The 14,202-nt window shown below is 71.4% G+C and carries 19 protein-coding genes and 1 tRNA gene; 14 read left to right on the plus strand and 6 right to left on the minus strand.

Annotated features, from left to right (window positions below; all coding sequences use genetic code 11):
• The first annotated feature begins 71 nt into the window (after positions 1-71).
• Both RM779_RS25630 and RM779_RS25635 read left to right on the plus strand, forming a co-directional pair.
• A complete protein-coding gene (locus RM779_RS25630) occupies positions 72-1,100 on the plus strand; it encodes a patatin-like phospholipase family protein (protein ID WP_311620123.1) in 1,029 nt (342 codons plus the stop codon).
• Positions 1,101-1,172: 72 nt separating this feature from the next.
• Complete coding sequence (locus RM779_RS25635) at positions 1,173-1,385, plus strand: hypothetical protein (protein WP_311620124.1); 213 nt, start codon at positions 1,173-1,175, stop codon at positions 1,383-1,385.
• 29 nt (positions 1,386-1,414) lie between these two features.
• On the opposite strand, the gene RM779_RS25640 is transcribed toward RM779_RS25635, so the two are convergent.
• The 3 genes from RM779_RS25640 to RM779_RS25650 all read right to left on the minus strand — a co-directional run bounded on the left by RM779_RS25640 (position 1,415) and on the right by RM779_RS25650 (position 4,418).
• Positions 1,415-2,197, minus strand: coding sequence for an FHA domain-containing protein (locus RM779_RS25640; RefSeq protein WP_311620125.1), 783 nt, complete (start codon positions 2,195-2,197; stop codon positions 1,415-1,417).
• 156 nt (positions 2,198-2,353) lie between these two features.
• Entirely contained in the window at positions 2,354-4,219 is a 1,866-nt protein-coding gene (locus RM779_RS25645) for a serine/threonine-protein kinase (RefSeq protein ID WP_311620126.1), read from the minus strand.
• A 126-nt stretch (positions 4,220-4,345) separates the two neighbouring features.
• Positions 4,346-4,418: transfer RNA gene (locus RM779_RS25650), tRNA-Ala, on the minus strand.
• Between the two features lie 144 nt (positions 4,419-4,562).
• Between RM779_RS25650 and RM779_RS25655 the strand changes: the two genes are divergently transcribed.
• Positions 4,563-5,123, plus strand: a complete 561-nt coding sequence (locus RM779_RS25655; protein ID WP_311620127.1) for a helix-turn-helix domain-containing protein — start codon at positions 4,563-4,565, stop codon at positions 5,121-5,123.
• A gap of 117 nt (positions 5,124-5,240) precedes the next feature.
• On the opposite strand, the gene RM779_RS25660 is transcribed toward RM779_RS25655, so the two are convergent.
• From RM779_RS25660 to RM779_RS25670, 3 genes are all read right to left on the minus strand, one after another.
• Positions 5,241-5,378, minus strand: coding sequence for a DLW-39 family protein (locus RM779_RS25660; RefSeq protein ID WP_216355937.1), 138 nt, complete (start codon positions 5,376-5,378; stop codon positions 5,241-5,243).
• A gap of 372 nt (positions 5,379-5,750) precedes the next feature.
• A complete protein-coding gene (locus RM779_RS25665; protein ID WP_394813391.1) occupies positions 5,751-6,353 on the minus strand; it encodes a YdcF family protein in 603 nt (200 codons plus the stop codon).
• 50 nt (positions 6,354-6,403) lie between these two features.
• Entirely contained in the window at positions 6,404-7,198 is a 795-nt protein-coding gene (locus tag RM779_RS25670; RefSeq protein ID WP_311620129.1) for a GntR family transcriptional regulator, read from the minus strand.
• Between the two features lie 423 nt (positions 7,199-7,621).
• Here RM779_RS25670 and RM779_RS25675 point away from each other — a divergent pair, with 423 nt between their 5' ends.
• The 11 genes from RM779_RS25675 to RM779_RS25725 all read left to right on the plus strand — a co-directional run bounded on the left by RM779_RS25675 (position 7,622) and on the right by RM779_RS25725 (position 14,182).
• Positions 7,622-7,789, plus strand: a complete 168-nt coding sequence (locus RM779_RS25675; RefSeq protein WP_311620130.1) for a hypothetical protein — start codon at positions 7,622-7,624, stop codon at positions 7,787-7,789.
• Between the two features lie 151 nt (positions 7,790-7,940).
• On the plus strand, positions 7,941-8,204 hold the full coding sequence (locus tag RM779_RS25680; RefSeq protein ID WP_311620131.1) for a DUF6284 family protein: 264 nt from the start codon (positions 7,941-7,943) through the stop codon (positions 8,202-8,204).
• Positions 8,201-8,671 carry a Pycsar system effector family protein gene (locus RM779_RS25685; protein WP_311620132.1) on the plus strand — a complete coding sequence of 157 codons (471 nt, stop codon included), beginning with the start codon at positions 8,201-8,203 and terminating at the stop codon, positions 8,669-8,671. The genes RM779_RS25680 and RM779_RS25685 overlap by 4 nt, the downstream gene beginning before the upstream one ends.
• A gap of 178 nt (positions 8,672-8,849) precedes the next feature.
• A complete protein-coding gene (locus tag RM779_RS25690) occupies positions 8,850-9,737 on the plus strand; it encodes a DUF2637 domain-containing protein (protein WP_311620133.1) in 888 nt (295 codons plus the stop codon).
• Entirely contained in the window at positions 9,734-10,135 is a 402-nt protein-coding gene (locus tag RM779_RS25695) for an RRQRL motif-containing zinc-binding protein (RefSeq protein WP_311620134.1), read from the plus strand. The genes RM779_RS25690 and RM779_RS25695 overlap by 4 nt, the downstream gene beginning before the upstream one ends.
• Entirely contained in the window at positions 10,132-10,389 is a 258-nt protein-coding gene (locus RM779_RS25700) for a hypothetical protein (RefSeq protein ID WP_311620135.1), read from the plus strand. The genes RM779_RS25695 and RM779_RS25700 overlap by 4 nt, the downstream gene beginning before the upstream one ends.
• Positions 10,386-10,682 carry a hypothetical protein gene (locus tag RM779_RS25705; protein WP_311620137.1) on the plus strand — a complete coding sequence of 99 codons (297 nt, stop codon included), beginning with the start codon at positions 10,386-10,388 and terminating at the stop codon, positions 10,680-10,682. The genes RM779_RS25700 and RM779_RS25705 overlap by 4 nt, the downstream gene beginning before the upstream one ends.
• On the plus strand, positions 10,679-11,074 hold the full coding sequence (locus tag RM779_RS25710; protein ID WP_311620138.1) for an NUDIX hydrolase: 396 nt from the start codon (positions 10,679-10,681) through the stop codon (positions 11,072-11,074). The genes RM779_RS25705 and RM779_RS25710 overlap by 4 nt, the downstream gene beginning before the upstream one ends.
• Before the next feature lie 14 nt (positions 11,075-11,088).
• Positions 11,089-11,283: a hypothetical protein gene (locus tag RM779_RS25715; protein WP_311620139.1), complete on the plus strand. Its 195-nt coding sequence runs from the start codon at positions 11,089-11,091 to the stop codon at positions 11,281-11,283.
• 100 nt (positions 11,284-11,383) lie between these two features.
• A complete protein-coding gene (locus RM779_RS25720; RefSeq protein WP_311620140.1) occupies positions 11,384-13,564 on the plus strand; it encodes an ATP-binding protein in 2,181 nt (726 codons plus the stop codon).
• A gap of 234 nt (positions 13,565-13,798) precedes the next feature.
• Complete coding sequence (locus tag RM779_RS25725) at positions 13,799-14,182, plus strand: hypothetical protein (RefSeq protein WP_311620141.1); 384 nt, start codon at positions 13,799-13,801, stop codon at positions 14,180-14,182.
• The last annotated feature ends 20 nt before the right edge of the window (positions 14,183-14,202 follow it).

The raw sequence follows: 14,202 nt of genomic DNA on the forward strand, positions 1-14,202 counted from the left end.
GTGGCCGCCCGCCCGGCAGCCCGCAGCCCGCAGCCCGCGGCCCGCCCGCCTCGACCCGTCTGGGGGTGTCCGTGAACAGCGCTCCGTGGTCGGACGACCATCCGGTGCTCGATGTCCTGCGCCGCAGGCGCGACAAGGGACATTCGCCGCACGCCCCGGCGGACGACCTGAAGGTCGGACTCGCTGTCGAGGGCGGCGGCATCAGGGGCGTGGTGTCGGCGGCGATGCTCACCGCGCTGGAGGACCTGGACCTCACCCACGCCTTCGACGCCGTCTACTCGGCGTCCTCCGGCGCGATCAACAGCGCCTACTTCCTCAACGGCCACACCTGGTACCCGCTGTCCATCTACTACGACGATCTGGCCACGCGGAAGTTCGTCGACGTGCGGCGGGCCCTGCGCGGCCAGATCCTGGACCTCGACTACGCCTTCGAGGTCGTCGACCGCGTCAAGCCGCTCGACTACGACGGGGTCATCGCTTCACCCACGACGCTGAACGTGGCGGTGACGCTCGTCGACGAGATGCGCACCGAGGCCGTCAGCGACTTCACCTCGCGCGCGGACCTACGGTCCGCGCTGGTCGCCAGCGCCTGGCTGCCGGTCGCGGTGCGCGGCACCGCCGAGTTCCGCGGCAGGCGCGCGGTCGACGGCGGGGTCCTCACCCAGCACCCCTACCGCCTCGCGCTGGACGACGGCTGCACGCACGTGCTCTCGCTGAGCACGCGGCCGATCAGCCCGCCGAACGACAGGCTGCTGCTCTCGCAGCGGTACGCGATCCGGCATCTCAACCGCATTCGGCCCGGTCTCGGCGCCGGTTACGCCGCGGCCATCGGCCGTTACCGGCACGAACGCCGTGCGCTCCAGCGGTGGATGAGCGCGCCGGGCGAGGAGACGCCGTTCGTCCTCGACCTCGCGCCGCTGCCGTGGATGCCGCAGGTGAAGCGCCACGAGGTGGACCCGGGCCGCATCCTGGCCGGCGCCCGCGGCGCCTACGAGGTGATGTACTGCGCGATCGAGGGCCGCGACCCCGCGCTGATCCGCAGCGGCGGCGTGCGCGCCGTTCCGCAGCTGACGATCGTGGCCGAGGATGGCCCGGCGTAGGGGCGACCCCTCACCGGATCACCGGGCGGGATGCTACAAAGGGCGGGCTGCCGCCCGAAGGAGGAGGATTCCATGGCTTCTCACATCCGGCCCGCGGCCCGCCTGCGCGCGTTCACCGTCACGACCGCTCTCGCACTGACCACCGCTGCCGCGGTGACCCTGGGCTACGCCTCGGACGAGGAGCCGGTGGGGCGCGAGGCGCCCCCGCAGTCCGAGCCGGCGTCGTCGGCGCCGTCGGCGCCGGGGGAGGCGTCACCGTCTCCGGGGTCGCCGATGGAGCAGTGACGGTCACCGCCGGCGGCTGAGCCCGCCCGTCAGTCGGCGAACGCCCCGTCGAGCGCCGCGAGATGGGGCGGCACCAGTGTCGTCGACATCATCAGCTCCCGGATCAGATTGTCGTTCAGCGCATTGCCGACCGGCTGCGGAACCTCCGCCTCGACCAGGCCGAACACGCCGCCGTGGGACAGCCGTTCGCGGACCCGGGCGACCAGGTGCGCCAGCACGGGAACGGTCCACCCCGCGGTCGGCTGGAGCGCCTGGAGCTGCGCCGCGGCCTGCTTCCACGTCAGCGGCTGCGGGCACGCCTCGTGCAGCAGGTACCGCTGCCCCAGCACCGTCAGCGCGAGGTGCTCCTCCGGCGAGAGCGGCCACGTCTTCGGCGGGCGCGTCGGGTCGTCGGGCCTCGGCTTGGGCAAACTGCTGTCCGCGCCCGACACGAACAGCTCCAGCAGGTGCTCGCGGCTGCTGGAACCGCGGACGAACAGCGGCGTGTAGCCCTCGCCGAGCGGCACCGGGTCCTCGTCGGTGAAAAGCAGCAGCGAGCCGGGGAGCCGTATCGGCAGCCGCCCGGTGTTGCGCACCCACCACCGGTCGGCGCGGTGCACCACGGTGCCCTGCTTGCGGCTGACCCGCCCGTCGTCCTCGCCGATGCACACGTGCACGCTCTCGCGGTGCCGGCCGAAGAGGATCTCCCGGCCCTCGCCCGGCCGCAGGCGGAAGTCACCGCCGAGGGAGCGGACGTGGATCGTGCCGCGCTGCGCGGGCGGCACGCCGAGGGCCAGACTGGCCTTGGCCCGGTTCGACGCTGCTGATGCCATGGGACACCGACCTCTCTGCACTCCGTGCCACGGGCGGGCGGACCCGCCGCCGCCGGACCGGCCGCCGGACCGGCCGCCGCCGGGCCCGCGGCCATGATTCCGCAGCCGCCCGCGACCGGTCGCGGGCCCCGTCCACGGGCCACTGCCCGGCCCTCCTCAGACGGCCGGGGGCAGTTCCGCGGCCATCGATTCCATCAACTCGCCCGCTGTCTCGCACAGTACGCCCGGCTCCCCCGGCCCGGAGACGACCAGGAGCAGCTTCTCCACCGCCGGGGCGTTGTCCGAGTCGTAGTAGGTGCGGTACTCCAGGTGCCCCACGCAGGTCTTCGGCCCGTCGCCATCCGGCTCCAGGGCGCCGGAGTACCGGCCGAACCGCACGGGCTCGCCGTCCTCGGCGGTCAGCGGGCCGTCCCGGTCGAAGCGCAGGTCGATCCAGGAGTCGTCCATGCTGCTGTGCCAGCCGCACGACCAGTCGCCGAACCCGACGTCCGCCTCCGCCGCCCTGACCCCGGGCAGCGCGGCGACCAGCGCCTCCGTGGTGGGCAGCCCGCACGCGTCGTGCAACGCCAGGGAGACGTCGGGGAACGGCACCGGGCGGCGCGGGAACGGGTCCCCGGAGTTGAGCACGCCGAGGGCGTGGTCCGTGGCCGCGTCGGCCATGCCGCACAGATCGGGGTCGGTCTCGTAGGAGTGCTTGGCCGCCACCAGGGCCCAGTTGCCGTCGGGCAGCAGCAGGAACCGTTCGCACGCCGACTCGTCCGCCGCGAAGCGCACGACGCCGACCTCGCCGTCCCGCTCGATCCGCTCCGCGCTCTCCGGCGACGGCGCCGTGTTCAGATCCACCAGCACGTCCACCTCGCCGCCCGCCGCGGGCTCCACCAGCAGGTCGCACCGGTCGAAGTTGCCGTAGTCCCGGTCGAGCCGCACCGCGCCGAAGCGCGCGAGCGCCCGGGGCGACAGCAGGCCGCACGGGTCCGCGGTCCGCTGGTCCTCGATGTGCGGCGCCCCGCCGCCGTTCTCCCGCGCCCCGCCGTCCCCGCTCGCGTCCCCGCTCGCCTCCCCGTCGACCAGCACGTCGCCGCCCAGCCAGCCCGCGGCGGCGAGCGCGGCCGCGGCGAGGGCGGCCGTCCGCGACCTCCGCCGCCGGGCGGCGCCGCTCCGGCCCGCCAGCGCGCGTTCCAGCAGCCGCCGTGCCTCGGCCGCGTCCGGCCGGTCCTCCGGCAGCGGCTTCAGCAGGCTGTCCAGCACCTCGGTGAGCGGCCCGGCGCGCCGCGGTCCGAGCGGCACGCCCGCCCGGGCCCTGGTCTCCGGGTCCACCCCGTCCTCGCCGTCCCGGCCGTACACGGAACGGCCCTCCAGCGCCGCGAACAGCGCGGCGCCCAGCGAGAACACGTCGGAGGCCGCGGTCGCCCGCCCGCCCCGGTGCACCTCGGGCGCGGCGTACGCCGCCGTGTACGGGCACCGGCCGGTGTCCCCGAAGGTGTCCTCGCCGTCGCCGCCGCCCGAGGTGCCGAAGTCGCCCAGCTTCGCGTGCCAGTCCGCGGTGACGAGAACGTTCCCCGGCTTCACGTCGCGGTGGACCACGCCCTTGGCGTGCACCGCCTGGAGCGCCCGGGCGATCTGCACGCCGATGCCCGCGGCCCGCCGCCACGCCGGCACCCCGTCCGCGTCCGTGTCCGGCAGCCGGCGGTCCGGCAGTCCGCGCAGCACCGACGAGAGGCTCCGCGATTCGACGTACTCCATGACCAGCCAGCACTCGGTCCCCTTGCCGGGGTCCGTGCCGCCGTCCTCGGCCTCGTGCACGTCGTGGAGCACCACGACGTTCGGATGCTGCATGTCGGCGAGGATCTTCGCCTCGCGCTGGGCGTACCGCCGGCCCCGCTCTCCTTCGAGCAGAATCCGCTTCAGGACGACGGTGCGCCGCAGCCGTTCGTCGGCGGCCCGCCACACCTCGCCCTGGCCGCCCTCGTCGAACCGCTCCTCCAGCGCATAGCGGCCTCCGACCATGTCCCCGATGTCCACGGACCCGTAGTACCAGCGGTCACGGGCGGGAATCCAGCGATTGCACAGAATGACCACAACAGGGCGACGAGAGACCGGAAAATGAGCGCTCCCGCCACCGAACGAACGGGAGGCGGGAGGCGGGGGTGGAGCCTAGGAGAGTCGAACTCCTGACATCCGCCATGCAAAGACGGCGCTCTACCAACTGAGCTAAGGCCCCGGGGCCCGGTAGCGGGCCAGAACCAAGGTTACCCAATCTTCCTGCCGGATACCGACCGGGTATCGCCCCGAGTACGGGTCCCTCCGTAGGATGACGCGCAACTTCGCTCAGGTGAAGCGATCAGGGGAGAACAGGGGAGACACGATGGACGCAGCTCAACAGGAGTCCACCGAAAAAGCCAGAGAACAACAGACGACGTGGTACGGGGAGCCACTGGGCTCGCTGTTCCGCCGGCTCATCGCGGACCTGGGCCTCAACCAGGCGCGGCTCGCGGTCGTTCTCGGGCTTTCGGCGCCGATGCTGTCCCAGCTGATGAGTGGTCAGCGGGCGAAGATCGGCAATCCGGCCGTGGTGCAGCGCGTCCGTTCACTACAGGATCTGGCGGGCGAGGTCCGGGCGGGCCGCGTCAGCGCCGCGGAAGCCACCGCGGCCATGGACGAGATCCGGCGCACGTCCGGGGGGAACGTGCTCAGCTCGGGCTCGACGCCCACGAGGACCAGTTCGACGGGCGTACCCGCGAACCCCACCAAGCGGGTGGTACGGGAGATCCAGGCACTGCTGCGCTCCGTGTCCGACGCGACCGAGATCCAGAACGCGTCACGGCTGCTCGCGGACAGCCATCCGGAACTGGCCGAATTTCTGCGCGTCTACGGCGTCGCGCGGACGCGGGAGGCCGTAGAGCACTACGAGAGCCACCAGGGCTGAGATACCCCGGCGGGCCAGGATTTGCGAACGCACACGAAGGCCCCTCGGGCCCCCGTCCGTCGCACGCGGCCGGGGGTCCGGGACTTCCGTCCTTCGCTGTCGTGCGTGTCTTCGGGGTCAGGCACCCGTGGAGCCGGAGGGCACGGAGTCGGTCGCCTCCGTCCACAGGTCCTGCTCAGCCTTGTCCGCCTGAATCTGGCGGTACACGAGGAGGCCGCCGATTGCGGCCAGGGCGACCAGGAGGAGCTTCTTCACCGCGCTACCTCGTCCTTCTTGAACGTGATCGGACCATCTGGCGCCCGATGATACCCAACGACCTGAAGACACAAAGGGCTCGGTCCGACCGGATATCTCCGACCGGACCGAGCCGTGCCGTGGGGCTAACAGGACTTGAACCTGTGGCCTCATCCTTATCAGGTCGATTCGGCGGGAATCGCGGTCACCGGTGACCGCGTGTGTTCGTGCAGCGGCCGGGAGAGAAAATTCCCCGTTCTTCCTCGGCCATCGTTCGAAGTCTGCCGATGTTGATGTCAACGTTCGCTGTCAGGTGATGTCAGGTCCCGCGCCACCGGCCGCCACCTGCGCCGACGCCGCCCGTCCGGACTACCCGGTTCCGCTTCTGCCGTCCTACACGGTCCCGGGCACGAGGCGACTGACAAAACCGTCCGCCCGAAGACGCTCGAACGCGCTCCGTACCGCTGCCGGGATTGGCTGCTCAATCATGTAACCCGCCCGCGGATAGATCATGAGCCGCTGTAGTGCACCGACAAGCATGTCAATGACCAGCCGCTCGTCACCGATGGATTTTGCGTAGGCGTCGTAGGTCAAATTCGTTGAGGCGCATACGACCTCGACGTCCGGCCACAGCTTCCGCGTCGTCGCGTAGGCCCGCCGTTCCTCGTACGGCTTGCTGACCACGAGCACCGAGGACACCACGACCCCGGCGTCCGCCAGCAGCACCCTGGAGAAGGTGATGTTCTCCCCGGTGTTCCGGGCCCGCGGCTCAACGAGGATGGCCGACTCGGGCACGCCCAGGTCGATGGCCCGCTCCCGGTAGTGGACCGCCTCCCCGCGCGGCATCCGCTCCCGCGATGTCGGGCTGCTGGCCCCGGTGAACACGATCAGCGACGCGAACCCCTGCTTGTAGAGGCCGGCGGTCGTGTCCGCAACGCCGAGATCGTGACTGCCAAGACCGACCACGACCGAACAGGCCCGCGGCTCGTGGTGCATCTGGTGGAAGTCCCAGATGCGCAAGGCATCACCCCGCGCCCGATCCGTGATCAACCCCGATCCTCCTTGTCACGCGCCGAGTCCGGAAGCTTGAAGTCATACTCCCAGGCGAACCGCGACGCGGCGTGCAGGCCGATCGCGTACTCAATGACCGTGCCGTCCGCCGTGTACGTCGTCCGGTGCAGCTCCACCACCGGCTCACCGGGAGGAAGCTTCAGCAGCTTCGCCTCCTCGGCCGTGGGCATGCGCGCGCTCAGCTCCTCCTTCATCTCGTCCGGCTCGTACCCCGCGTCGTAGAGCACCCGGAAGCCACCACCGCGCCCCGCCGGCCCCGGGGTCGGGTCGACCAGCCGCGTACCTTCCACGTGCTCCGGCCGGTAGTAGCTGGTCAAGGTGTGCGTCGGCTGGCCGTCTTCCTTCACGAGCCGGGCCCGCGCATACACTTCGGCCCCTTCGGGCAGCCCATGTGCCGCGGCCACCTCCGGCAGTGCCGTCACACGGCTGACCGTCTGCGTCTGGTCGCCCCGCTGGTACTTGCGTCCGGAAGCCACGCGGTCCGCGATGAACGCGACCTCATCCCCGTCGCGCCACTTCGCCTTGTCGTACCGCGCGATGCCGAGCCGCTTCAGTGGGGCGCGCTCGCGGACCACCGTGCCGTGCCCGCGCGACGCGGTGACCAGCCCTTCGGCTTCGAGTGCCTTGTACGCGGCCAGAACGGTCGACTTCGACCCTTCTCCCTGCTCCACGAGCTCCCTGATCTGCGGTAGAGGCTGGCCGGGCCGGTACTCACCCGCGTTGATCCGTTCCGCCAGCTTGTCGGCCAGCTCTCGCCACTTCGGCGCCATCTCGGGACTCCTCTCACCTCTGCCAGTCAAACACAGTCCCAGGACTGTTGACAGTCCCAGGACTGCGGTGCCATGCTTCTGCTCGTTGGCACGCAGTCCTAGGACTGCGAAGGTCGATGCTGTACACCGCGCCCGGAGGGCCCCGTGAAACGGGCTCGAAGAAAGCGCTCGTTTGCTTGAGAACTGAAGAGTTGCTGCAAGGACTGAAGCCGGGAGTTCCGCATGGGCCCGGCTGGCCCCCAGGTAGGTCCCTGGCTAGGCCGAACTACTGCTGACCAGCGGTCTTTAGGTCCTTGTCCACGCCGCCGCGCCCTGTGCAACGCACGGGACCAGTCGTCTAGGCGTGGCTCACGCGTAACGCACGAACCTTCTCCGCAGCCTGCTCGGCTGCGGGCTACCAGCTACTCGAATCGGAGCAGAACCTTGGGTCTCTTCGGTAAGAAGAAGAGCACGAACGAGCAGTCGACCCCCGCGGCGAGCAAGAAGGCGCCCTACATCGTCAGTGAGGAGCTGGACTTGAGCCGGCACCCGGCGGTGTGGCACATCGTGTGGTCGGACGGGCGCAAGGAGACCACCCGCAAGCACCCGTAGCCCCCTGCCCCCTCGGGCCCAGAAGGGCCCGGCCACGGCTCACAACACGGCCGCGCCAAGACGCGGCCACCTCTGATCAAAACCGCGCACCCCCGGAGTAGCCGCTCCGGGGGTGCTGTCGGGCCGTTCCACCTGGAAGGAACCACGACCCATGAAGACCATCGTTGCACTTCCGGCGGTTGTTACCGCCGACCCGTTCGACGAGGAGCCGTCGAACACCGAGTTGGACGCGATCGAGCGAGAGCTTCCGCTGATCCTGGCGGAAGTCGAGTTGCTGGACGCGCAGATCATCGCCCTGGACCGCGCCCCGAACGAGATCGACGAGCGGCGCATCCGGCGGGCCCGCCGCCGGGTGCTGGCCGAGCGTCGGGCCCTGGCCAACCGCACCAACGGTGTCGCGGAGGTGTCCGCGTGAGCAGCGAGCCGACTCGTGACGTAAGCGCGGCGCTCGATGGAGCGTTCGCCGAGGTCGGGGCGCAGATCGCCCGGACGGATTCCAAGGCGAGCATCCTGCTCGCGTTCTGTGGTGCGGTGCTGGCCGGTGTCCTGGCCGGCGGGAAGGCGCTGCTGGTGTTCTGGCCCGCGGCGGTGGCCGGCGGGTTGGGGGCGGCGCTGCTGGCCGTGGGGGCGGGGGTGCTGCTGTCGGTGGTCCGCCCGCGGCTGAAGCCGGTGGCCCGCGGATCGCTGCTGCACTGGGCGAGCCTGACACCGCAGGAGCTGCGGGAGTCGATGGCGGCGGATCACCGGCATGAGGCTGTGGCGGTGCTGGCGCGGCTGGCCGTGACCAAGCATCAGCGGCTTCAGCGGGCGGTTGACCTGATCCGCGCGGCCGGTGCGCTGCTCGCCCTCGCGGCGGTGCTCGCGATCGGCGGTGCGCTGTGAACGGGCGCGTGTACCCGATCCGGCCGCTACCGGAGGATGATGCGAGGTTCACGTTCGGGCTGATGGTGGATGTGGCCGAGGTACTGGCCCGGCACGGCTACCCGCCCGTCACTGCCGGGGCCGACCTGGTGGGCCTTCAGCAGGCGCTGTACCGCTTCCTGTACGGCGGTGAGGCGCTGTGAACCGGTTCGGGAAGATACTGCTGGTCGCCGCGCTCGTTGCGGTGGTCGGGATGGCGTTTCGGGTGTCGTGGAACGCGCTGCGGGACATCGCCACGGCGACCGGGGCCGACCCGACCGCGGCGACGCTGTACCCGTTCGTGGTGGACGGACTGATGGCGCTGGCGCTGGTCGCCACACTCGTTCTCACCGGCCGGGCGCGGTTGTTCGCGCTTCGGGTGCTGGCCGCGTACACGATCGCGTCGCTGGTGTTGAACTTCGTGCACGGGATGGTGCCCGAGCTTCACGGCGATCGGGTCGACTGGGGTCGGCTGGCCGACTGGGACCCGGCGAACTGGGCCCTGGTGCTGTTGGCGACTTCGCTGCCGGTCGGGTCGATCTACTTCGGCTCGGATCTGGTCGCCAAGGTGCTCCACCACCGGCCCGCGTCGCCTGTGTCGACCCTGGACGCAAACCAGGATGAACAGCAGCGGCACGGGGCGAATCAGTCGCCCCCTGACCTGCCGGAATCGACCCCCGCCGCCCCGCCCCCGGTCGAGGAACCCGCACCTGTGGAATCGGCCGACCCCGCACCGGACACCGCACCGGCCGATCCCGCGCCGCTGCACACGGCAGGTGTGGCCGACCGGCCCCGGCGCGGGGCGACCGGTCGGGTACCGGCCGCGGCCCGATCGGTCCGACCGGCCCGCACCCCCGAACAACTCCTGATCGAGGCCCGGCAGGTGACGGCCGACTGGCCGGACACGGAGTTGACGGCCGAAGCGATCCGCAAGGCCGTGCGCACCGCACCGGCCAAAGCCCGCTCCCTGCGCGACACCCTCAAGGCCGAACGCGCCGAGCAGGCGGCCGGTGACGCACCTGACGTGCCGAGGGTGGTCGCGGCGTGAGCGCCGCCTATGCCGAGGTGTTCGACCCGGACGGGGCCCGGCACGGCATCCCCACCTACCCCTGGCGCCTCGCGCCCGAGGGGCTGGCCACGCGCCGACAACTGCGCGCCAGAGGGTTACGTCCGGGCGGGCAGGAACCCGTCGCGCAGGTCATGCGCCTGCGCCGACGCGGGCACGGGGCGCTGATCGCCTACCTCTACCGCATCGACCGCGCGATGCCGGTGCGGCCGATGACACCGGCCAGGTGGTCGGCGCTGGACTGCGCGATGCGCGCCCGCCGCACCTGCCCCGCCTGCCGCCTGGTCGCCGACTACTGCATCCCCCGCTCCCTCGGGCTGTGCGTTCCCTGCGCCTACCCCGAGCCGGCGGCGGCCCGCGGGAACCGGGAGGAGCCGTGAGGAAGGTACTGCTCTGGTCCGTGGCGCTGGTGGCGCTGCTGCTGTGGCCCGAGGCCGCGGCCGGTCTGCTGCTGGTCGCCGGAACCCTCGCCGTCTGGGCCGCCGCCCAGCCGCAACTCCTGGTTTTCGCCGCCGGGCTCATCGTCGGCAGGCGCATCCTCCGCCGAGACCGGCCCCGGGCTTTCCCGCGCAGGGCGCCCCGTCCGGCTGCAAGCACACCGATCCGCAACGAGTGGACAAGGACTTCGCCATGAATCCTCAGCACGCTCACCACGGCGCGTGCGGCTGCTACACCCCGCCGCCCTCGCCGCCCTCCGGCTGCCAGCACCTCACCGCGCCCCAGTACGCCCCCGCCCCCGCCCCGGCCGTGCAGCCGGACCGCACCGTGCAGATCGCGAAGTGGGCCGCGGCCGGCGGGGCCGCCTCGCTGTTCCTGCTCGCGTTCGCGCTCGCGGCCATCGCCATCGCGGTCGGCGCGGTCGCGGTCACGATCTGCGTCCTGGTGCTGCGTGGCCTGTGGAACGACATGACCAAGGAGAACCGGTGAACGAGACCATCCGCTACACCGCCGACGTCGTACTGCTCGCGCCCGGTGGGCACGTGCTGCTGATCGAACGCGACTGGCCCCCCTTCGAGGGCCGCTGGGCTCTGCCCGGCGGACATGTGGATGCCGGGGAGACCAGCCGCGCGGCTGCGGTCAGGGAACTGGCCGAGGAGACCGGTATCCGCGTGACGGCCGACGCGTTGCGGCAGGTAGGGGTCTTCGATGCCCCGCGCCGCGACCCGCGCGGCCGGTACGTCACGGTGGCCTACACCGCCACCCTGCCCGCCCCGGCACAGCCCGTCGCCGGTGACGACGCCCGCACCGCCCGCTGGTGGCCCCTGAGCGGACTGCCCTCACTGGCGTTCGACCACGCCCACATCCTCAACACGCTCTGAGCAGGAGAAAGATCATGGCGAAGAAGAAGACGAAGAACGCGACGGTCGTGAATGTGGCCACGCCCGGCAGCGTGGTCGGTATCCAGAGCGGTGGCGACGTCAACGGCAACACGGTCGTCGTGAACGGCAACACGGTGACCGCCGACGACGGTGGCCGGTGGGTCGACTTCGAGGACATGGACCGCAGCCTCATCGACGACATCGACTAACGCCCTACCCGTCCCGGGGCCGGTCCCAAGCCTGCCAGCACACGACCGGCCCCGGGCCTCCCCGCGCACCCCATCAGATGCACCGGAGGTACCCCTCATCATGGCCGAACCCGAGATCAACGGACACAGCGCAGATTCCCCCGGCGGCGCGGGCACGCGCGCCCGGGCGCACCTGTCGCTGGTCAAGGACGTACCCGACACCACCCCCACCCCGCCCACCGAGGCGCCTGACGGCGCCACGGTCGAGACGGCGGCGGGGCAGGTGGCCCGTGCCCGCCGCGCCGTGATCGCGGCGGTGCGGCACGAGCGCACCCGCACCGCCGCCCGCTACGCCGCCAGGAACGGCCTGTACGTCGTCGGCGGGGCCCGGGTGCTGACCCGCCGGGCGTGGGAGTCGCGCACCACCGCCCGGTACGAGCGGATGATCCGCGCCGCCGAGGCCACGGGGCAGCTGGAGGAGGCCAAGGAATGGGAAGAGCGCGCGCAGCGGTTCCGCCAGCAGCGCCACCAGCGGCGCATGGAGATGCTGACCGCGCCCGGCCGCGCCGCGAAGGGCGCGGCGTGCGCGGCCGGTCTGGGAGCAGGCGGCCTGCTCCTGCTCGGTGTCGCGCTGGCGGTGTCCACCGAGAACCCGGCCGATGTCGCCGACCCCACGATGTTCGTGGTGGACCTGGTCCGGTGGATGGTGTTCATCGGCTCCGTGGTGTGGGGGCCACTGACCATGGCCGCGCCATGGGCGGCCATGGCCGGTCTGTGGACGGTCGGCCGTAAGCAGCAGGCGGCGCCGAAGTGGGCCCTGCCCGCCCGCCGGCACGACGCCGGTGGTGAGCCGATCACGCCCTCCATCGTGGTCACCGCGCTGCGGGACCTGGGCATCGGCCCGCTGAAGAAGGCCATCAAGGACATGGGCGACGCGGGCGCCGCGATGCTCGGCCCCATCACCCTGGCCGGGTGCGGCGTCGAAGTCGACGTCACCCTGCCCTCAGGCGTGTCCACCGAAGAAGTCATGAACCGGCGCCGGAAGCTGGCGGAGAACCTGGGCCGCCACGAGCACGAGGTCTACCCCACCGTCGCACCCGCCGCGCGCACCATCCGCCTGTGGATCGCCGACTCCGGCGCACTGGACGAACCGGTTCCCGCCTCCCCCCTCGTCCTGGACCCCGGTCTGAGGGCCAACTACAAGACCGGCCGCGCCCCGTGGGGGCTGGACCTGCGCGGCGACGTTGCCGCCATCAGCCTGTTCCAGAAGCACCTTCTGGTCACGGGCCTGTCCAACCAGGGCAAGACCGCCGCACTGCGCGCCCTGGCGCTGTGGCTCGCGCTGGACCCCACTGTGGAGTTCCGCATCGCCGACCTCAAGGGTGTGGGTGACTGGGCCATGTTCGACGGCCTGGCCACGGTGCTGATCCAGGGCCCGGCGGATGAGCACGTCATGCGCGCCACCCACATGGTCGAGGACGCCTTTCAGGAGATGCAGGACAGGCTTCAGGCCCCGCCCGGCACGGTGTTCCCGCCGCTGGTCGTCATCATCGACGAAGCACAGGTCGCCTACGGCTCCGGCGTCATCGGCAAGGACAAGCGGCCCTACGGCGGCGCGAAAGCCAACAGCCGCTACTTCCAGGCGATCAAGGGCATCCACGACCAGGGCCGCGCGGTGAACGTCACCACCTGGGAAGGCACCCAGGACCCCACCAACGACAACCTGCCCAAGCGCTCCCGCGAGGGCAACCACATCCGCGCCTCACTCGTGCTCGGCACCGAGGCGCAGGCCAAGATGGCACTCGGTGAGACGCCCGTGGAGAAGGGCGCCGCCCCGCACAAGCTCCGTCAGGGCCTGGACAAGGGCCAGGTCGTCGCGACCGGTGACGGGGTACCCCTGGGCACCGGGCAGGCGTCCATGAACATCCGCACCCACTACATCAACGGCGACGAAGCCGAAGCCATCGCCGAACAGGCCAAGCAGCGTCGGCAGCCGGTGAACACCGCCGACGACACCGGCCCGGCCGAGCCCGCCGACCACCTCGCGGACATTGCCGCGGTGCTCGGCACGCAGAAGCGGATGCGGACCGAGGAAGTGCGCCAGCGGCTCGCCGAGAAGAACCCCGGTGAGTACCGCGGCTGGACCGCGTCCGACCTGATCCGCACCCTCGAAGCGGCCGGCGCGGACGCCCACAAGTCCAGCGGCGTCATGGTCGTCAGCCGCGCCCGCGTCCTGGAAGCACTCGCCGAACGGGACGACGACACCGACGACGACGCCGACGCCGACGACGACGGAGAGTAACAGGGAGGCGCCGGAGGCGGAGGGAGAACTCCCCAACCGCCTCCCCACCCCCGCCTCCCTGACCTGATCTGCGACAACACCCCGCCAGGGAACCAGGGAAGGCGCACCCCCGCGGCCTGCGGAAACCCCGAGAACACGACCCCGGGGGCGCCCCCTGCCTCCCTCCCCACACGCACAGTGACCAACTGCGTGTGTGGGGACAGCCGAAGTCACGCACACACCACAAGGAGTGCAATGACCTCGCTCACCCACGCCGAGTACCGCCGGCTGAAGAAGGACGCGCGCGCGTTCGCCCGCAACGTCCGGGCCGGCCGGACCTACTACATCGCCGAGAAGACCACCGGCCTCAAGGCCGGCACGTTCGTCGGCGAGATCCAGTTCACCAAGAAGCCGCTGATCGGCCTCACCTGGGGCGGCGGCATCGGCCCGGAACGGTTCTACCTGCTCTACGGCCCCGTCTACGACCGGCGCGACCACCCCGCCATCCGCAACCTGCGCACCTGGCCCGAACAGAACGAACACGAAGCCAAGTTCGAAGCCGCGTTCCTCAACAGCCGCGAACGCCACGACACGGCCACTCACGCCACCCGCGGCACCGCCTTCCGTTCCGCCTTCTAGCCCCACCCCGGGGCGGTCGC

This window comes from Streptomyces johnsoniae (assembly GCF_031845565.1).
Classification (GTDB): domain Bacteria; phylum Actinomycetota; class Actinomycetes; order Streptomycetales; family Streptomycetaceae; genus Streptomyces; species Streptomyces johnsoniae.